The 20,672-nt window shown below is 42.5% G+C and carries 10 protein-coding genes; 2 read left to right on the forward strand and 8 right to left on the reverse strand.

Annotated features, from left to right (window positions below; all coding sequences use genetic code 11):
- Positions 1 to 30 precede the first annotated feature (30 nt).
- From SWOO_RS19395 to SWOO_RS19405, 3 genes are all read right to left on the reverse strand, one after another.
- Positions 31 to 3,966: a rhombosortase-dependent M36 family metallopeptidase gene (locus SWOO_RS19395; protein WP_012326358.1), complete on the reverse strand. Its 3,936-nt coding sequence runs from the start codon at positions 3,964 to 3,966 to the stop codon at positions 31 to 33.
- Positions 3,967 to 4,403: 437 nt separating this feature from the next.
- Positions 4,404 to 8,201 (reverse strand): S8 family serine peptidase, encoded by a 3,798-nt coding sequence (locus SWOO_RS19400; RefSeq protein WP_012326359.1) that lies wholly within the window; start codon positions 8,199 to 8,201, stop codon positions 4,404 to 4,406.
- A gap of 555 nt (positions 8,202 to 8,756) precedes the next feature.
- Entirely contained in the window at positions 8,757 to 11,063 is a 2,307-nt protein-coding gene (locus SWOO_RS19405) for a S9 family peptidase (protein WP_012326360.1), read from the reverse strand.
- A 280-nt stretch (positions 11,064 to 11,343) separates the two neighbouring features.
- Here SWOO_RS19405 and SWOO_RS19410 point away from each other — a divergent pair, with 280 nt between their 5' ends.
- Entirely contained in the window at positions 11,344 to 12,333 is a 990-nt protein-coding gene (locus tag SWOO_RS19410; RefSeq protein ID WP_012326361.1) for a class 1 fructose-bisphosphatase, read from the forward strand.
- A gap of 626 nt (positions 12,334 to 12,959) precedes the next feature.
- Here the strand turns inward: SWOO_RS19410 and SWOO_RS19415 are convergent.
- The 3 genes from SWOO_RS19415 to SWOO_RS19425 form a co-directional block, all read right to left on the reverse strand.
- Positions 12,960 to 13,373, reverse strand: coding sequence for a hypothetical protein (locus SWOO_RS19415; RefSeq protein WP_012326362.1), 414 nt, complete (start codon positions 13,371 to 13,373; stop codon positions 12,960 to 12,962).
- A gap of 119 nt (positions 13,374 to 13,492) precedes the next feature.
- Positions 13,493 to 14,377 (reverse strand): hypothetical protein, encoded by an 885-nt coding sequence (locus tag SWOO_RS19420; RefSeq protein WP_195742816.1) that lies wholly within the window; start codon positions 14,375 to 14,377, stop codon positions 13,493 to 13,495.
- Positions 14,378 to 14,617: 240 nt separating this feature from the next.
- Positions 14,618 to 15,595, reverse strand: coding sequence for a hypothetical protein (locus SWOO_RS19425; protein WP_012326364.1), 978 nt, complete (start codon positions 15,593 to 15,595; stop codon positions 14,618 to 14,620).
- Positions 15,596 to 16,044: 449 nt separating this feature from the next.
- Here SWOO_RS19425 and SWOO_RS19430 point away from each other — a divergent pair, with 449 nt between their 5' ends.
- Positions 16,045 to 17,121, forward strand: a complete 1,077-nt coding sequence (locus SWOO_RS19430; RefSeq protein WP_012326365.1) for a DUF5694 domain-containing protein — start codon at positions 16,045 to 16,047, stop codon at positions 17,119 to 17,121.
- An 865-nt stretch (positions 17,122 to 17,986) separates the two neighbouring features.
- On the opposite strand, the gene tnpA is transcribed toward SWOO_RS19430, so the two are convergent.
- Positions 17,987 to 18,421, reverse strand: coding sequence for an IS200/IS605-like element ISShwo2 family transposase (gene tnpA / locus SWOO_RS19435; RefSeq protein ID WP_012323117.1), 435 nt, complete (start codon positions 18,419 to 18,421; stop codon positions 17,987 to 17,989).
- Positions 18,422 to 18,650: 229 nt separating this feature from the next.
- Positions 18,651 to 20,441 carry a flavocytochrome c gene (locus SWOO_RS19440; RefSeq protein WP_012326366.1) on the reverse strand — a complete coding sequence of 597 codons (1,791 nt, stop codon included), beginning with the start codon at positions 20,439 to 20,441 and terminating at the stop codon, positions 18,651 to 18,653.
- Positions 20,442 to 20,672 lie beyond the last annotated feature (231 nt).

The raw sequence follows: 20,672 nt of genomic DNA on the forward strand, positions 1-20,672 counted from the left end.
GTTATGGCTCTTTTATTTAAGTCTTAAATATTACTTACGACGAAGAAGCGCCAACGGTAGTAATAACAGAGTAAGTAGACCTGTAGAACCACCTGAACCTTTAGCTAAAGGCTCTTTTGGTGGTACAACCTCTGGTATATCCTTCACCTGAACGCTGACTGTAGAGACAACATCTCCAGTTCCATCATTTACGGTTACAGAAAACTCTAGAGTTTCATCACCACTGACGTCAGGAGCCGTAAAGCTCACCTGACTTGTATCGGCACCAGTTAATGTGGCAGAAGTTCCTGATGTCTGTGTCCATGCATATGTGTGGGTATCATTAGCATTTGGATCGACTGTCACAGAAGTTAATGTTACAGCTTGACCTTCGTTTACACTTTCAGCACTGGCACTTGTAGTCACACTAGGTAAGCGGTTATCACATGCAAAGGTGTCACCAGCAACAACATCAGAAAATAAGCTTGTCTGTGTATTGGTGAAGGTAATGTCATCAATATACCAACCTGAAGCAAAACCAGACACTGGATCAGGTACTACTGCTGAATCTGTCGCAATACGGAAACGGAATTGAACCTGATTACCATTTAAACTCTCACCAAAATTAATGGTTTCAGCACCGTAATTGAACCCTGAGAATGTAGAGCGACCAGCAATAGCCGCTTCCGTGTTATCAAGGCCAGTGTCAGTATAACCATCACCTGCAAAAGTCGCCCCCATGTCGGTAACATCAACCCAGTCACCACCATTCACACTAACCTCAACAACTGCTCCATCATAACCCGTTTCTAGATTATATAGATGCCAGAAGCTAACTGTAAACTCTCCATCGAAGCCAACAGATGTTGGGCGTGTTTCGTACCCGACATCTGATGTAAAGCTATTACCAGTTCCAGAGATCAACCCATCAGTGTCATCCCATTGATCTAGACCAAATGTTCCCTTGGCCATTTCACCGCCAACAATAACTGTTTCTGTGAAGTCATTCAGTCTAGAGAGCGTATTTAAATCCTCATACTGAGTGCTTCCAACTAACTCACGAGTTTCAAAGTCCACATTAACTATTGTAGAAAGCATATATTCATCGGCTTCCATACCTTCAGCAAGTTCTGGCACAAATTTAAGTACTAATTCATCACCAGTAGCAGCTTCATTAAGTGTAAATTCAATTGGGGAGCTAGTCGTTGAACCAAACAGAGCAACATCATCGAATGTAACCATACCGTCATTGGCAAAAGTAACATCATGATCGCTTTCCACAACAATTTCGCCAGTTAGGCCGGTTAACGCTTGATTACCACCATTTTGAATGGTGAAGCTAACAGTACCTGTTTCGCCTTTATCTAGAATGTTATCACTTGAGCAGTAACCAACTGTCATACCTTCATAATTAGTATCTAACTCATGCTCTGCCACCGTATAAGTCGCTAAATCAGTTTTATATGACTCAACAACATCTGCATGATCTGTTGAGAAGCGACTCGGTGATTTTGCACCTAGCCCCATACCACGACGTGCAAATGCGCCAAGAATAACTTTATAATCATCTTCATCATTTGCGTACGCTGCCGCTAATAACGCATCTCGACCTTCAGTAAAAGTTGGAGCCATAGGCATCATCTTATAACCAGCAACAAGATAATCTTTCATTAAGTCTTTAGCTTCATCAAACGTATGACGTTCATCATTAACTAAGCCAATAAACGCATCCCATAGCATAACTCCGTAAACCGAACCAGAGGCATGTACTTGAGGGTTACTTTCAACATAAGCAAATGTCGACGGATTAATATCCATATTAGTAGAGTATGGGAATTGGCGAATACCATTAACAAAACTAGCAACATAGGTGGTATCACCATAGCTTCCAGCATAGTTTTCATTACCAGTAACTAAATTATCCGCCTCTTCAGAACCAAAGAGTAAAGCATGGAAGTCACCAAAGCCTTCACCCATTGAACGAGCCTGGTTACTACTAAGCCCTGAACCATTACCTACTAAACGGTTACTGATGTAGTGGCCCCACTCATGAGCAACAATGGCGTTATCCCATGAACTATCTTTAAATACTCTCGATAAATCATTTTTGAACATATCTACAGTGACAGTTTCATCCGCATCTAAGAGTGCATAAATTGCAGCACCTTCATTTTGAGAAACCATCATGCTTGGGATAGTGATAGTGTCATCACTTCCCCCCATGGTTATTGTTGCATCACCATCCCTATTATTAGCAATAATCACTGCAATAGAGCCTGCATCTTGGGCATTCTTAACCTTTTGAGTAAAGTTACAAGCACCTCGGTCAATGATTGCAATCTTACCAGCAAGTTCAGCAGCATTTGTCGCAGCCTCACACCCATCGTTAACAGGGTCGGTAGCATCTACAAGTCGAACTAAATCACCAGAAACCTCAAATACATCAGGCCCGAAGCCTGCAAAACCTAAATCTTCTAACATACCAATTGATGCATGAGATGTCGCAGTTACGCCAAAATCAACACCATTTACCGCTTGAGTCGTTTCCCATAAATACATCTGCATACGTGGTGAGCCACCGTCGGCCGGTGTACTCATGTTCGCATTGTTAAAGCCTGAGTTATCTTGAACTTCAACATTAAGGGCATCGCCTTCTACACCACCACGATCATAGTTTAGTGTTTGCGCATTACCGGCAGCTTCATCGAAACCATGATCATAATAATCATCATGCAGATAGTTATTCATCAGGAACAAGTTAACAATCGCAGCCTTACGATTATTTACAGAGTACTCAGCCTCACTATCATCATATTTGTAATCAAAAGTATTACTGCTGGTTGTTTCAGCTAGATAATCACCATTAGTTAATCCCTGTGGTGCAATAGCGTCAACATATGCTGTCACATTATTACCCATAGTCGAAGTTGCATCATCAGCTAACCAAGGATCCATGGTACTAATTGGCCCATGAGTTAACGCTACCATAGGTGCATCTAAGTAAGGGGCAGTTAAGTAAGCATCAACATCACTTCCTTCGGGGGCTGGCATAACATTACCGTGAGGGCTATCCCATGGTTTACCATCTTCATCAGCATATATACGATAATTAAAATCAGCTGCGTGACTTGTTAGATTCTTCTTAAATAAAATTTCACCAGTTTTTGCAGAGATAACGTAGCTGAAATATTCCGATTCACGGCTATCACTGGCACCCGTTTCAATTTCAACATAATGCGCTGCAACCAGTTTATTTTTATGCTCGAAGAAAACTTTTTTAGCTCTAGGCTCACCGACCAGGATTTTATCCGTAGCCATATTTGTAACAGCAAACTTTTCATACTTACCGTTTAAAGGCTTGGCACTGAGTGTTACAGAGTTCTTATCTCCCCCCATAGCACCAAATGCTGCACTTATCGACTCAGATGCATCTCCAAATGCACCTTCGATATCTTTAATTGCTGAAGTAACAGTTGTAGCCGCTCTTTGGGAAGCAAAATAACCAGATGACGCAACCAGATTAAACTCCCTGTCCATCATGATATTAAACTCACGATTAAAGACTTCTACACCAGATACTTCTTGCTTGTATTTCGCAATAATTGAGCCACGGCCTAAATCATGAGTATTAACCAAAACAGATTGAGCAACACCGCCTTTAGATGATGAGAATCCTGTTAATTTTCCTAGATAATAATCTGCAGCATGGGAAACTTTATTCTCTAACGAGACAGCCCCTAAGCTTGGAACAGACTGGCTTTTACCCGCCCATCTAAAAGTCGTTTTACCTAATTGAGCATCATATTGATTACTCATTCCACTCGCTGTAGCTACATTGATTTGTTGGTTTTGTTTTTTTATAACTTGAGCATTATCAAATGATTTATAATTTGGAGCTGCTTTTAAATCACCACTTGTCGCACTTAATGTGACGCCTGCTAGCGCAGTGCCAATAACGGTGGCTATCACTGTTTTATTAAAGTTCATGTTTAGTCCTTATGTCCTCTATTTATTATTTTCACCTCTATTTATCCAAGAGGCGTGAACAACTTGTACCACAAAGTGAATGCAATGTTAAACAAGCAGAGCAAGTAACACAAAAAGACAACAAACCTTGGAGAGGTCCGAACTTTAGAAATGAAAAAATGTCAAGAAAAATATAAGGTGTTGGTTTAAAAAGGAGGGGATTAATACACGTATTCACTAGACACCAGAGACAAGAGACAAGAGACAAGTAAGATCTAAATAAAAATTTGAAATTCATTACTTAGCATCTGGCACTTCAAGTTTACAATATCTTTAAGTAGTGATTAATTTAAAGAGACTAAAAATACAAAATTGGCACATTACAGCTAACATAACGCAAAGAATATGAATGAAAAAGGCTAACATTCGTTAGCCTTTTATTAGATTACTTCATATTATCAACCATGAAACTTCCGTCTCATCCAAACAAGCGGAAGTAACAAGGTTGCAATCCACCCCATAGACCCGCCACCAAAATCAGGCGTTTCTCTTACAGTAACAGTCGTCATTGAGGTATCAGAATTTCCATTACCATCAGAAACGGTTAACTCAAATGATAAAACTGTACTTTGACCATTCACCTCAGGAGCATTAAAAGTGACACTCTGGCTATTGGCTCCTAGATCAACGTATGCACCACCAGTTTGTTTCCACTGATAGGTCAACTCATCATCATTCCCGTCATAAGATGCACTCCCGTCTAGCGTTATCATTGCGCTATCCGTAACACTAGTAGGGGCGTCAATCATGGCAACAGGTGCAACTTCCATCACACCAAACTTAATGGTCTCTTCAACAAGATCCGAGCCAAGTTCATTGGTTAACTTCAGTGCGTATGCATCACCTGCTTTCGTTGGAATTAAGTCAAAACCAACAGAAAGGCTTTCGCCAGAGGCAGCTGCTTGAGTCACACTCCAAGTGATGGTATTTCCTTCATGAGAACCCTCATTAGAGATATTATCAACCTTATGACCTGCTGACATCTGAGCTGTAAATGTATACTCCCTATCTTCATCTGAGAAGTTAGGCTCAACATCAAAACTAACTCGGCTCGCCTCACCTGCAGTCATAGCATCAGACAAATTAGTGATATGAGTGACATCATTCTTACGAACTAGACTATAAGGAACTTGCAACATAGCACTCTTATCGCCAGACTCAAGAATAAGAATACCTGAAGAACTCTTATCAGTATCCCAATCAAAAGTGAGGCTAAACTCTCCTTCATCTTCAGAGACTTTAACAGATACATCATCACTCAATGATGCTTCATCGGCCACGACAGAGGTTACTCGTACAGTTACAGCATCTGATCCACCAGGTGTTGAAGCTTTATAACCATCAACGACTATGTAGTATGTACCTGCTGGTAGATTAGTAAATGAAACTGACTCATCAGAATCAGGTCCACCACTGCTACCTATTTTAGCGAAAGAGCCATTAAGAATACGCAGATCTACATCTGGAGCTGTCTCAGAAGAGGTTGAAAATATGACATTAGGAACAACTTCATCAAACTCTACAACAACATAATCAAGGCTATCTTCTGGCACAGTAAGAGCAGCAGGTTCAATCAGATCCGTTGCTTTATCATAAACACCAGCAGTGATAGCCGATAGCTCACTTGCAACAAAGCCCGTATAAGTCATGCTGCCTTCAGTTCGACCAGCAGTAATGGACACACTCGCTGGTAAATTATTACCATTGCTCATTACAGCTACAGGTAACTTAACTTCTGGCATGCCAGAAGCTGCAAGCTTAATGTTAGCAAAATTCCAACCTGCGCTTGCTGCGGACACATCAGCTGTGATTGTTAGCTCTTGTGTTTCGCCTACTTCTAACTCAAAACTAGCAGGAAAGACACTAAGTGCTAAGCCATCGGTGACACCCAGAGTACTAGCGCTCCATGTTCCAGCTTTAGTAGCCTTAACAGTACGAGTCCAAGTACATTCACCCACACACTTAGCATTAGCCATAGTTGGTAAATTGATCTGTGAAGGTTGACCATTTAACCCTGGATCTGCTTTCACATAATTGACATAGGTCTCATCCATGACTAAACCAGATTTAGCCGCAGCCTCTATATCTGCATAACCTGCCCCCATATCAAAGAAATCAGATGGAGTTTCGCCATCTTCTTTAAATGTAGTTTGGTTTGCTGTCATCATTAACGCAGATTGAACTTCAGCAGGAGTCCATTCTGGATGAATACCTGCTAGCAAAGTTAACGCACCAGCAATATGTGGACTTGCCATTGAAGTTCCACTTAAGAAGCCATAATCATTCGGATCAGGAAACTGTTTGAAAGCATCTGACTGATCGTCAGCATAAGCGGCAAAAATACTAACACCTGGAGCTGCAATTGATGGTGCAATCACATCTGGTACTGACTTATTTGGACCACGAGAAGTAAAATCTGCTGCGATACGAGCAAGCTCTTCCTCATGAATGACTTCTGTACCTGTTATACTAGCTTGATGTCCAGTACCACTTGCTAACCAAGTGCGTAGCATATCACCGTCATCAGCATCAATATGAATGGCGGGTAATACATGAGCATCAGCAACAACGTTTGTAGCCTCATCTTCTCCATGTATGTTAGCCAAAACCAAGCCTGCAGCACCGCCCGCCTTCACATGACGGCCCTTATCAACACGAGCAATTTCACCACGATCACAGACAACTATAGTGTCGGCAGCAAATGTGTTTTCAGGAAATGGCTCCAAACACTGGGCAGGATCGTTATCAGGATCATTTGCATTATCAAAGTTTCCAGCATAGACGATTGAGCCAGTAACAGCTCCAGTCATCGCCTTACCAGTCAGCTCTTTAGGCGCCTCTGTATCACCACCAGTAAAGCTACCAACGGTTTTGTCAGAAAAATCTCTATCATGGGTATAAGCAGCAACGGTGGTCAACCAAGGTGCATCACCTGGCGAGCCTACAGTTTCTGGTCCTGGACCTGAGTTACCAGCAGAAGTGGCTACATGTATACCTGCTTTACGGGCAGATAAGAAAGCTAATGCATCAGCATCATTCCACGGGTTACTTGAACCACCACCAATAGAGTAGTTAAGTGCATCGACACCGTTTTCAATTGCATGCTCAACCGCAAGAACGGTTAATGAAGGTAAACAACCCGCAAATCCAATATCATCATCTTCACCAGGAAGACATACCTGATAGGAGACAATGTTTGCGTGCGGCGCAACACCTGACATAGATTCAAATACAACACCAGTCTCCCCACCATCAACATCTGGCACATTAACATCTTTAAGTACGTTACCAGCTGTTGTACCAGCGGTATGTGAGCCATGACCATTATGATCTTCACCATTTGGTGGAACATCCAGATCATAGTCTAAATACTCATCTGTTACGGCAGGCCAGCTATGTACACCAATCAACTTATCATTACAAAGCTCAGGGAAGTCTCCAGCACAGTCACCAGAGTAAGTACCTTGACCCCATGGGTTCGTGTGATCGTAATCATCACCACCAACATCAGCAAAAGATGGGTGATCTGCATTGATACCTGTATCTATGATACCAACAATCATCCCCTCACCTTGACTCGCAGTTCCCGTTGCTTCACCACTCCATACTGCAGGCGCTTTAATTATCGCAGGACCTGAATCTGTCATGGTTTTGCGCAGAACTTCTCTCTGAATATTCGCAATACCAGCAACTTTAGATAACTTAGCCGCTTGAGCTTGGGTCATCTCAACGACCATACCGTTATAAGCAAGTGTTGTTCTTTGCTTGATGTTCAGCTCACCTAGTAAAGAGGTTGCTCTAGCAATAACACTGTCTTGACGAGAGTTTAGAAAAGAGCGGTATGATTTAACACTTTTACTGTTTACATCTAGTTTTCTACTCTTACCTTTAACAACATCTGACGAGGTTGCTTCATATCCATCAACTCCTCCCTGATAGAGAGCAACTGGATTTTCAATTAAACGTACGAAGTATCTATGAGTACCTGAACCTAAGTTGGCCTCTGGAGTAAACACAGCATGGTTACGTACCACTTGATTCTGCGTCTCTGACTTAGAGTCTACAGTTGGGATCTGTGCTCTAACTTCAGCTGATTTAGATAACACAGCATTGATCTCACTGCCTGCATGTCCTGCAGCATTGACAGACATAGAGAGTAGCGCAGAAGATACTGCAATTGCGATTTGAGTTTTCACTTGTCAATTCCTTAACACTTTATAGTGTCTTGTTATATTCCATACTTACTACTACCAACTCAGCTCTCCTCTTATCCCGAAGAGATACTAAGCTAAAGGAAAATCCTTAGTAGAACACACCAAGGAACCAACGTTTTTAGCACAAAAAAAGGCAGGCAAACAAACAAAGATGAAACATTTACATTCCACTAGAACAACAAAAAAGCAAACAGTGTAAACTTTGGATTACTAATTATCAGTGGAGTCAGGTATTACAACCTTTAGGAAATAACGGAAGAAAAAAGTATTAGTTAGATGAATTAATTACTGGCATTGAGCTTTTTCTTAATTACACGCTAAAACGTCTTCCCCTCTGCAGACCTATTGTTTAAGCGATCTAAACCATGGATAACTCGCAACTACTTTACCTAAATGACGCAGATAGCACAGACTGTGCTGGACACCATTTAAGGAGTACAACTCATTACAACTCTTGAAGAGGTAACTCCAAGCACTCTGATACTTGGAGTTACCTATAAACTAAGAGGAGTCTAGCTAAGACTTTCAAACTAGCCTTTACTTCAACTCTCGCTCTAAAAAGTCGGCCAGTGAACGGTATAGGTGAGTTCTTACCTTCTCACCACGCATCGAGTGCTTGGAGCCTGGGTAATCGATCATCTGGAACAATTTGCCCTCATCCTGCAAGGCTTTATAGACCTTAGTACTGTTCTCAAACAGCACATTGTCATCGGCCATACCATGGTACATCAATAGGCCTGACTGATAGTTTTTCACATAGGGAAATACACTACTGGCTTCATAACCTTTGGCATTCTGTTCAGGATGCCCCAAGTAACGCTCAGTATAATGAGTGTCATACAAGGCCCAATCGGTGACTGGCGCGCCGGAGATCGCGGCTTTGAAATAATCAGGAGCTTTAAACAATCCCATCAGGGCCATATAACCACCGTAGCTGTGACCATAAAGTGCAATATTGTCACCATCGACATAAGGCAGCGTTCTTAGATAATCGACACCGGCTTTTTGGTCATTCACTTCCGCTTCACCAAGGTGCTGATAGATCACATGCTCAAATTGAGTGCCACGATGAGCCGAGCCGCGGTTATCCAGTTGGAACACCATAAAGCCCTGTTGCAGTAGGTATTGAGTAAAGTAGTCATGCTCACTCCAGCTATTCACCACGAGCTGAGCATGAGGGCCACCGTAAACTCGCACCACAACGGGGTACTTTTTATCTTTGTTAAAATCTGTTGGCTTAAATAACCGATATTGCAGATCTTGGCCATCTTCCGCCTTAATCAAGCCAAACTCCGGCACCTGCCACAAGCCTAAATACTCATTAAGCGGATGGTATTTATCTATTTTGTTCTGCTCCACCCAAGCCAGATGCTGACCTTTATCACCGTGCAGGCTCACCTGTGGCGGCTGAACTAAACTATTGAAGTAATCTAGATACACGGCCTGATTATCGGCAAAAACCACAGAGTGCATACCGCGGCGCTGACTCACACCTTCAACCTCACCTCCCGCTAATGGCACACGATAAAGGTGCTGTTCTACCGCCGTATCTTTACGGCCGGTAAAATAGATCCAGCCCGACTTCTCATCGACAAACTCTACCCCATCAACCACCCAATGGCCTGATGTCAGTTGTGTTTTTATCTTGCCATCTAAACCAAACAGATAGAGGTGATTAAAGCCGTCACGCTCAGAAGCCCAGATAAAGCTATCTTGCTCTTTTAAAAAGTGCAGGTCATCATTGAGGTTAATCCATGCTTCACTGCGCTCCTCGACCAAATTTTTAGCCCTGTCTCCCTTGTCGATATCGACAACTCTCAGCTCTAATGTCTGCTGATCTCGGCTCTGCCACTGGTAAGATAACCGCTTGCTATCGGGCAACCACTTAACTCGTGGAAGGTAGATATCTTGCTCTTTACCTAAGTCAACCCAAGTCACTTTTTGACTGCTTAGTTTGATCACACCTAAGGCAACCTTGACGTTATTTTTGCCCGCATAGGGATAACGCTGCTCGGTCAGCTTAATACCATCGGCATAGATCTCATTACGAGTAACCAACTCAACATCTGACTCATCGATACGGGTATAAGCAATCGCCGTTTCATCAGGAGACCACCAGTAACCGGTCATGCGACCCATCTCCTCTTGGGCGACAAACTCAGCCATGGCATTCTTAATCGCCCCGCCACCATCTGTGGTCAACGCCGTTACCTTCATATCGCTTAGGCTTAACACAAACAGGTTTTGATCTCGCACAAAAGAGACATAGTGACCTTTTGGTGAAAGGCGTGCATCGGTCGCAAAGCCCTCACCTGTGGGTAGCAGTGTCACCTTGTTATCGCTTAAAGAGTAATAATAGAGCACACCAGATGCAGGGATAAGCAAGGCCTTACTATCATCAGACCAGAAATACTCCATGATCCCTTGCCCATAGATACGTTGACGCTCACGCCTCGCCTTCTCCTCATCAGAGAGCTCGCCTATGGTCAGCTTATCGGCATTAAGCAAAATAGACTGCTTACCCGAAGCCACATCCATCTGCCACAGATCATAAAAGTGTTGATTGTCTTTACGCCCTGCCAGATAGGTCACACGCTTGCCATCTGGTGAGAGTTTCAAACCACGAGGACTCGTCCCCGCCAACGCAGGAGAGGCGTACATCCGCTCTATTGAGAGCGGTTTATTCCCTGCTGCCGATAACAAAGCTTGGGTATCACTGTCCACAATGCCTTGATTGACCTGAGCTTGGCTCAATTGATTATGGTGTGTTTGAGATGCGGATATGGGAGTTGAAAGTAGCATAGGTACCGCCATAAGGGCTGAGGTGATCCATCTTGTCGTCATTATTACTTCCTAACGCTGAATGTTTTAATTGTTATTATTTTTAATAGTTATCGTTCTAGCCAATCATCAATAACTCACTGAAAGAGTGTGACAACTGAACTGATACTCAAGTATAAGTAGCGAAGCTCATTGTGCCCTAGAGCGTGATAAAATAAAAACTAGTCCTAATAGCACTAAAATCAAGATCATCGACGCTGAAAAAAGGTTCAATCTCAGGTATGATGCGCGAAATAAAAATTTATACCCGACCTCACATATTGATAATGTCATAGGAAATAACATGCAAACCTTGGCTCAAAATCTGACATCACAAGGGGTAGACGCCTCTCTGACTCAGCTTATCCATACTTTAGCGAACACCTCAAAAGAGATAAGCCATGCCGTACGTCATGGTGCACTTGCCGGCGTACTTGGTGCAACTGAGCAGGAAAACGTTCAAGGTGAGACCCAGAAAAAGCTCGATGTTATCACCAACGACATGCTCAAAGACGCCTTAAAGGCTGACAATACCGTTCGCGGATTAGCATCGGAAGAGGAAGATTATATTGTTGAAGTTGGCGATAAAGGTGAGTACCTAGTCTGCTTCGACCCTCTTGATGGCTCATCAAATATCGACATCAACTCATTAGTGGGCACCATCTTCTCAGTACTTCCCGCTCCAACTGGCGAGCTAACCGAGTCAAGCTTCTTACAAGCAGGTCGCAAGCAAGTTGCAGCTGGTTATGTACTATACGGTCCATCGACTATGCTGGCACTGACCACAGGTAAAGGGGTACAGCTATTCACCCTTAATCCTGAAACCAATGAGTACCTGCTGACCACCGAAGCGATGAGCATCAGCAAAGACACTGGTGAGTTTGCCATCAATATGTCTAACCAGCGTTTCTGGGAAGCCCCGATGCAGACCTACATCAGCGATCTGCTCCTAGGCACTATTGGCCCACGTGAAAAAGCCTTCAACATGCGCTGGATTGCCGCCATGGTCGGTGATGTTCACCGCGTACTGTCTCGCGGCGGGATCTTTACTTACCCAACGGACAATAAAAACCCACAGAAGCCATACAAGTTAAGACTCATGTATGAAGCAAATCCAATGTCATTTTTGGTTGAGCAAGCAGGTGGTATCGCCTCTACCGGTTATGAGGCCATCATGGATATCGAGCCAAGCGAGATCCACCAGCGCGTAGCCGTGATCTTAGGCTCAGCCAACGAAGTTAAAGCTTGTCTTGAGTACCACAGTTTGGATTACAGCGAAGAACCAGCTTTATAAGCTTCAATCGCTAAGCTGCTAATCTCTTATTTTTAAGAAAGCGCAATCCTAGTCATTAGGATTGCGCTTTTTGTTTCTTTTTCGCAGGTTTTGCTGACTTGCCAGATAGCAAGTTTCAAATATCTTTTTCAATTAGGTTCATTGGGCGGAATTGGTATTTGATGGTTTTAGGTAAACATAGCTTTATTGTTATCTATAGCCTGCGGCGGTGCTGTATATGGATATACGAATGTCGTGATCACATGGATGTGAATGAACGACCTGAATGTGTAAACACTTCTGCGACACGCTGTAAATATGTCCCTATACGCTCTGCGACATCATCCTTGATATCGAAGGTCACAGCCGCGTTCACACTCGATTATTTATCTCTTCGAATTAAAATTTACTTGTAACTCGATTTTGGACAAAAGCTTGTTAAAGCTCTTGAAGTGATGAGTCTCATTAGGGAAAGTATGGCAATTGGGTATACGGTAACGCCTTGCTCTGCGGGAGGAGCTAAGCGACGATCCGCAGCAGAATTAAGTATGCCTGTCCACATTTATCTTTAAATTCGATGCTAAGAGATGGTGTGATGTGGGAAGCGCCAAAAGCTCAAATTTAGCTATTGACGCCATAGTCTCTTGTTATGAGTTGCTATCACTGCCGCTATTAAGGCCAAACTTAACTCCATTTATGCTCTCAAGCATACATTTATTCTCTGGTACAGGAACGGGGCTGGCTTCTGCCAGGACTTCAGGAATAGCAGAAGGCTTATCGCATGTAACGATTTCGTGGGCGACAATATTGCCAGCTTCGTCAATATTGATACGGACTGTGCATTCATGAGGAGAATCATCTCCTTCAACTTGCTCCCATCCATCGCCAAGTTTTGAGCCAACATCAGCAAGGGCTTTAGTGAAGCCTTCTAAGTCACCGCAAAAGAAAAGTTTCTCGAATTGCTCTGCTTCGGTTCCATCGGCGACAATAACTGGCGTCTGGCGCTGATTACCTGAACAGGCAACCAATAAGACTACTAGGATTAAAACTCCAAACTTCATTATTACTCCTGATTTACTCATAACGCCGGCCACTGCGGCTGGCAAAGCTGGTGTTTTTTTGTGCGAATGCACAAAAACTGACAGTTTTGACAGTCCGTTGCTGGCCCTTGTTAGGCGCGCTACCAAACATATTTACCGCTCTCATCTATATTTTTACTCTCAGCCATATTTTCGAGTATCTTCGATTGCTGAGAAGTTACCTTTAGTGGCGCAAAACTAAACTCGGCATTATTACCATCTCCATCAGAGAAATATCCGGTGTAAAACCATACTTCAGGAAACGCCAGTGAAGCACAGTATGCGTTTAACTCTTCTGCAGCCAAATAGAAATCATTGACTTCAAATAGGTAAGCTCGATTATCTATAATTAGGGTGGTTTGTTCCTTCTCTGAATGTTTCTTATTAGCTTTTTTATCAATAGCTTCTTTCAATATCTCAGATAGTGACACTTCGCTTTCAGGCATATTGCCAACAAACATGGTCATAGATTCACCATACATTGGGTTTTCGACCATATCCGTATTTTTGAAACCGTTCTTTTCAAGAGATTCAACTTCACGCAACAAAGAAGAACTTGAAAAAAGGCGGCTGAGCTTCTTCAGCTCATGGAAAGGTATCATCTTTTCATTTTTCCACTTCGTGTACCTTTCTTCGCTTTTGTGCGTCTTGAAATTCTGTGTCACATCTGTAATTGATGTAATTTCAATATTTGCCTGTTCTCCCGTGCTTAATTCCAAGCCAAAATCCCAAGGGGCGTCTCTTGAAGTTATATTAATCCCAACATCTTCAGCATAAAAATTTCTAACCACATGCCTCATATAGTGAAGACATATAATCAGTTCTCTTCTAGATGGATCAATAATGTCTAAAAAAACCTTATCGACTATCGATCCGTCCTTTTCAAGGATGAAATATTCTTTATAGTTTCTCTTGTTTTCCAAGGAACCAACAGGGTAAAAACTACTTTTTCTTCTTTTAATCATGTTCATTTGTGGGCTTTGCACCTAATGCCTCAAAAAAATATATCGAGCCAGCCATTATTAATCAATAACATAGAGGTTCTACTGTAGATGTCAATGTTCTAGCGACCATGAAAACTTGTCATATCTTCTGAAGCAGGCTTTGAGGCTGATATATAATTGAAAGTAGCGACTTTCAGTGGTGAAATGATGAAATTTGAATGTGAAGAACTACCCCACGCTATTTGTCATGGGTTATTTAATGGGTGAGGTTATTTTTAAGCGTTAGTCAGCTTGAAAGTGCAGACAACTTTTTGAGAAATGCCGTCGACGTTTTTGAAGATGCTCACAATAGCGAGTTAACGATTGTGTTTCCCCTACAGGGCCGTGAAACAATTCGCCAAACTCTGAGGTCAGTTTTATCCAGTTGTCTGATGAAATATTTAATCTCGTCAGTATCTTTGTGCAATTTCCAGCTATTGAGCCGCGCTTATCATCACGGATAACTCTGCCCGTTTCATCAACTAATTCAAGGTAATCCTTCAGAGCGAAGTTTATTCCCTTGGGCTGATTGAGCAGCTCATCTCCAATAAAAGGAAGTAACTTAGTGGGTTGCTCACCTTTCAACGCGGCACTCACTCTAAGCTGTATACTCGTGTGGTCTGAATTCTCAAGTGTATCAACCATTTTGGCTCTAATCGGATTGAGTTCGACATAAGCCATGCAAGCTAATACAGCGGCCTCATCAAGCAGGGCTTGGCTTTTAAAGCGCCCTTCCCAGAAATGGCCTGTGCAATTATCTTCAATATTGGCTTTTCTTGCTATCGGCTCATTAAGACATCGCATAAACCAACTAATATCACACAATCTTGAGCGGTAAATGGCAACAAGGTGTTTTAATTTAGCCACTTGATACTCTTCTATCACTTCACCCTTAGCAAACTTTTGTGTGATTTCAGTACCACTAAACAGCTTATGCCATTGCTCAACTACCGTTCTATCTGACCATCTATTCACTGTTTCTATGTCAATATACAGCACGACATGTAGATGATTGCTCATCACGGCATACGCAGCAACATCGATTGCAAACACCCCCGCTAATTTCAGTAACTGGGATTCGACCCAATCACGCCTGTGGTCATAGTTTTTACCTGTGAATTTATCATCCCCTAGCAGCATGGCACGTCTAGTCACTCTGGAGCAGCAATGGTACCAAGGCGTGTCTTCAATACTTATCTGGGTTCTTCTGGGACGAGGCATGGTTAACTCCTACTGACTACCGATAACTAAAGCTTAGTAGGAGGTGTGGAATTTACGCAATTAACTATGCCTGTCCATAATTAGTTCTTTTGCCTGTCCATAATTAGTTCTTTAACTATGCCTGTCCATAATTAGTTCTTTTTTTGCATAGTTGTCGCTATGCATCGAGCTTTAATCAGGCTACGCCTGATCTTATAGTTAGACTTCGGCAACTACGATGGGGAATTTGTGTATTCTGTAGGCTAGGTCGGAGTCATTATCTAAGTGATTTAATGTTTGCTATAAATCGGCATATCTCTCAGCCCCTATCTATCCAAGAAGCAGCATTTTATTTTGTGAAATGATTGATTTATAACGCTTGTATACATTTTATTGCAGAGGCATAAATCAACAGTTTAAAACTCTAACAAAACCTTATATTGTAAAAAAACAATCAAGGAGGAATGTTAATGTATAAGTTGTTAGTTTTAGTTTTATCTCTGTCAATATCGCATAATGTTTGTGCAGAACAGTATATTAAAAGCTTAAATGCCAAAGCGAAACATAAAACAGATGTCATGGTTTTGGGGAGCACACACCTCAATACAATTAAGGTGGAGCTAAACAAGGATGATTTTACTCCCGTCATCCAAATGCTAGAAACATTTAACCCTACCGCTGTCGCTATCGAATCACTAAGGGCGGAAGACATACTCACCATGCTCAATGGATCAGAAGAGCATCAAGCAGTTTTATCACAATTTGTCGGTGATACACTTTTGTCATTAGCTGAAAAAGAGCAGAAAGCTTTAGGCGTTTCAGCTAATGACGCGATTAACAAAATGAATAAATTGCTGGCTAAAAACCAGTTTAGCCAGCAGAAAAGAATAGAGCTTATCAAGCTAGCTATAGCAGGCTACAACCGTGATACAGCTGCACTGCACTGGAGCCTACTAGATGCTAGTATCCCTAATGATAGTCTTTCAAAAGAACTGCAAGCATTTCTTCATAAGCAAACAAATCGTAACAACGAAATAAATGTCATTGCAGTCGAATTAGCTGAAAGACTTGATCTAAATCGTTTATATCCTATTGACGATCATTTAGATAAAGACATGTTCGGTAACATTGCTAGCGAGTTAATGCCATCTTACCAAAAATCAACTTTTTGGGCTGAATTCCACTCAAGCGAATATATAACCAAACCTGAGAAATTAAAATCTCAAGCACTGGAGACAGGAGATTGGCTTCCTCTGTTTTACTGGTTCAATAGCGAAGAGTATCAATCTGACGTAATCAATAAGGAATGGTTAGGTTTTGTAGATAAAGATTTGGATCCTAAATCTGCACTGGCGAGGGTCGCCCTATGGGAGATACGGAACCTCAATATGGCTTCAAATATAATGCGGGTAGTCGCTGATCACATTGACGGTAGAGTTGTTATTATAATAGGAGCCAATCACAAGGTTTTCTTAGAGCAATACTTATCAAATATGGTCGGAGTCAATATCGTACAATTTGAAGATTACGCACCGATGAGTCATTAGGTTAGGCTCAATTAATATATCGTAATATATCGAGCCAGCCATTATTAATCAATAACATAGGTGGTGCACTTCTAGGTTGAACGTGGCCCTTTCTATAGCCAAAGCTTTACGTGTTAGCGATTTACCCAGATAAGCCAAATCAAAGGGATACTCTTGCCTTTAGAACAGTAGGTGTAGATGCAGCTGCGAGTTTTGGCAGCATGGAAGCTGCCGTAAAGCCCACAGGGCAGAAAATGTTCCAGACATTTTTCTGCATTTCCTACTATCCGTGTAGGTCAGACGTGCTAGTGGCACCTCGTAGAAGTATCTGCACATAAGGTCGTTCTTTCACATCCATGTGATCACGACATTGGTGCATCCATGCACGGCACCTGCGGCAGGCAATTGAGATAATGAAGGTACGACCTTCAATAACTCAGCCCAATACCAAAGCAGTCAAATAAACCAGATCAGAAAGTGTAATCAGCCTTCATTCGAAGGCTATCTAACTTTGGGGTAGAAGTGATTTACAAAGCCTTACCTAATACAGCTAAATCGAAGAGAAAAATAACCAAGTGCAGATGCGGCTGTGACCGTCCGTGACATGGACGTCACGGCCGAGACTATAGGGATATACTTGTGTCGTGTCACAGAAGTAACTGCACATTCCCCGCTGGGAAGCGATAGGTAACAATGGAGTTCAGACTTTCAACTACTCACCCAATACCAAAAATTCAAATGAACTAGATCAGAAAATGTATTCAGTCTTCATTCGAAGACTATTTCAACTTCGAGTGAGGAAACATTTATGAAAAAACCACACAAGTAAAGAATCCACCTTCTGAAGAAGGTGGCTTTGTATTAGCCCCCTAAAAGGGGGCGTTATCTACTTCAAATCTAATTGCGGCTGCTCCTGTTTTTCAACCTTTTCTTGATGCCTTACATATCTTCGAATCACTTCCTCATTAATCCCCACTGTGTCAACAAAGTAACCTCTTTGCCAAAAGTGATTTCCCCATAGCTTATTTTTCCGAAGATACGGATACTTGCTAAACATTTTCAAAGCAATTTTACCTTTTAAAGCACCCATCAACTTTGAAATCGATAGCTTCGGAGGAACTTTGATAACCAGATGTACATGGTCTATTTGTACATTCAACTCTACAACCACACACCCTAACTGCTCACTATAGACATGAATACATCGGTAAACATCTTTTCCTAACTTATTCTTTAAAATCCTAAACCTATACTTAGGTGTCCAAACTATGTGATATTGACATCGCCAATACACATGCGATGCTTTCTCATATCTACTCATGTTTTTTATCCTCTATTACTTCGCTAAAAGTTAGAGTTCAATTAACATGAGTAGATATTCAGGCAAAGCCTAATTGATGATAACCACCTACTGAAGTAGGTGGTTTAGGGCTGAAAACAAAAAAGCCTTCATCCGAAGATGAAGGCTTTCAATTTAAAGGTTAACTTATAAGATGAACTTAACACCTAACCCTTAGCAAACTAACACTCTAAGATTAGTGTTTCTTAGACTAATTCTTCTTAGAATAAGTCGCTGCTTCTTCACCTGCCACTCGACCGAAGGTGATGATATCAGAGATAGCATTACCACCCAGACGATTGGCACCGTGAACACCGCCAGTCACTTCACCCGCGCCATAAAGACCTGGGATCACTTGCTGCTTGGCATTCATGATCTCAGCTTTAGAGTCAATCTTAACGCCGCCCATGGTGTGATGAACACCAGGTGTCACTTCAATGGCGTAGTAGTTACCTTCATTAAGTGCACGAGGCAAGTTAGGACGTCCAAAGTCAGTATCTTTACCACTGGTCACTAAGGTGTTGTAACGAGCAACGGTTTCGGTCAAAGCTTTACCATCGATGTTCTCAAGTTTACCTAAGTTCACTAATGTGTCAGCCGTTGGTACTACACCAAGACCGATATACTTATCAATTTTCTTCAGTGATTTACGCACTGAGTCATCGAAAATCAGGTAAGCAGACTTACCAGTTTGCTCAAGAATCGCGGCAGAAGCTTTATCACGCGTGGTGATCTCATTAACGAATCGCTTACCTTCACGGTTTACCAAGATAGCGCCATTCCCACGTACCGCTTCAGTGACCATCACACCACCTTTAACTGATAGCGTTGGGTGAGCTTGAATATATTGAAGGTCTTGCATCGCGGCGCCAGCATTAGCTGCCACATCGATACCATCACCTGTTGCACCTGGTTGGTTCGTTGAGATAAAGCCTTTAAGCTTAGGATCTAACTTAGAGACGCGGTCATTATTCTTCGCAAAGCCACCGGTTGCCAAAATCACTGCATCGGCCTTAATCCAGTAATAGCCCTTGTACATACCTTTAACGAGTAGGCCTTTAACCTTACCTGAGTCATCTTTAAGGATCTCAATGCCGCGGGTATTCATGCGCATATCGATATCACGCTTAATCGCGTTATCGTAAAGCACCTGAATCACATGAGCACCAACACCTGCGCCCCCCGTTGGACGGTGAGAGCGGTTAGCAGATGCGCCGCCCATACGGCCAACATCATTAAGATCGGCACCCATGGCGGTCATCCAATCCACAGAGCCTTTAGAGTGAGTCACTAACACATCAACTAAAGCAGGATCGTTAAGCTCGCGGCCCCCTTTCATGGTGTCTTTTCTCATCGAATCAACACTGTCTTCAATGCCCTTGGCTTTTTGTTGATCCGTCCAAGCGGCGTTCATGCCACCAGCAGCTAACTTAGCGTTACCACCGATAACAGGCTCCTTCTCAATAAGGATGACAGACGCGCCCTTATCGTGAGCGGCAACAGATGCAGAGAAGCCAGCTCCGCCAGAGCCAACAACGACCACATCAACAGTATCTCGCGGCGCGGCGGCTAATGCTGCTTCACGCTCTGATTTATCTTTTGCAAGTTCAGCGATACTTGGCTCATGACGTTCCCACTTGCCCACATAAGGCATATCGAAATCAAAGCTGTGGCAAGAGTCACAGTAGACCATAGATTTTTCATGAGCACTGTGACAAGAGGTACAAGCAACTTCGCCAGGGAAGTGAGAATCATGAGCATTGTAATGTTCATGTTTGGTCTCTTGTGCTACCTCCGCCATGGAGCCGTGACAGGAAACACACTGGGCATTTTCATAGCTAAGGTTATCGTTAGATAACTCACCATCAGCTGTATGACAAGAATCACACTCTTGGTTTTCAGCATGGAAGTCAGCAAGGTTGTCTGCCGCAGTTGCGTTTGCAACTAGACCAGCAGTTCCCAATAGCGTTGCCAAGTAGATGGCACTTTTTAGCTTTTTCATCACGTCTCCTAGTGCTCGTTAAAACAGATTCTTTGCTTTAATCGAGCCGTCATCTCTATTATTTTTGCTAGAGTCTCGCCGTATCATGGGTTGATATCGTCGCTCCTCTATTTCACACCAATTTTCAATGTTCCAGCCTCCTCTCTCAAGTTGGAACAGCAAACATCACCCTAAAATCAAGCAGGTCTCACAGCTCACTTTTTTCATCATGCAAAGGTGCATAGTTAAATT

It is taken from the genome of Shewanella woodyi ATCC 51908 (assembly GCF_000019525.1).
GTDB lineage: Bacteria > Pseudomonadota > Gammaproteobacteria > Enterobacterales > Shewanellaceae > Shewanella > Shewanella woodyi.

What these genes read in the sequence shown, in the direction of transcription:
- SWOO_RS19395 (WP_012326358.1), bottom strand. Translation starts at nt 3,966, where the DNA reads ATGAACTTTAATAAAACAGTGATAGCCACCGTTATTGGCACTGCGCTA.
- SWOO_RS19405 (WP_012326360.1), bottom strand. Translation starts at nt 11,063, where the DNA reads ATGACGACAAGATGGATCACCTCAGCCCTTATGGCGGTACCTATGCTA.
- SWOO_RS19410 (WP_012326361.1), top strand. Translation starts at nt 11,344, where the DNA reads ATGCAAACCTTGGCTCAAAATCTGACATCACAAGGGGTAGACGCCTCT.
- SWOO_RS19415 (WP_012326362.1), bottom strand. Translation starts at nt 13,373, where the DNA reads ATGAAGTTTGGAGTTTTAATCCTAGTAGTCTTATTGGTTGCCTGTTCA.
- SWOO_RS19425 (WP_012326364.1), bottom strand. Translation starts at nt 15,595, where the DNA reads ATGCCTCGTCCCAGAAGAACCCAGATAAGTATTGAAGACACGCCTTGG.
- SWOO_RS19430 (WP_012326365.1), top strand. Translation starts at nt 16,045, where the DNA reads ATGTATAAGTTGTTAGTTTTAGTTTTATCTCTGTCAATATCGCATAAT.
- tnpA (WP_012323117.1), bottom strand. Translation starts at nt 18,421, where the DNA reads ATGAGTAGATATGAGAAAGCATCGCATGTGTATTGGCGATGTCAATAT.
- SWOO_RS19440 (WP_012326366.1), bottom strand. Translation starts at nt 20,441, where the DNA reads ATGAAAAAGCTAAAAAGTGCCATCTACTTGGCAACGCTATTGGGAACT.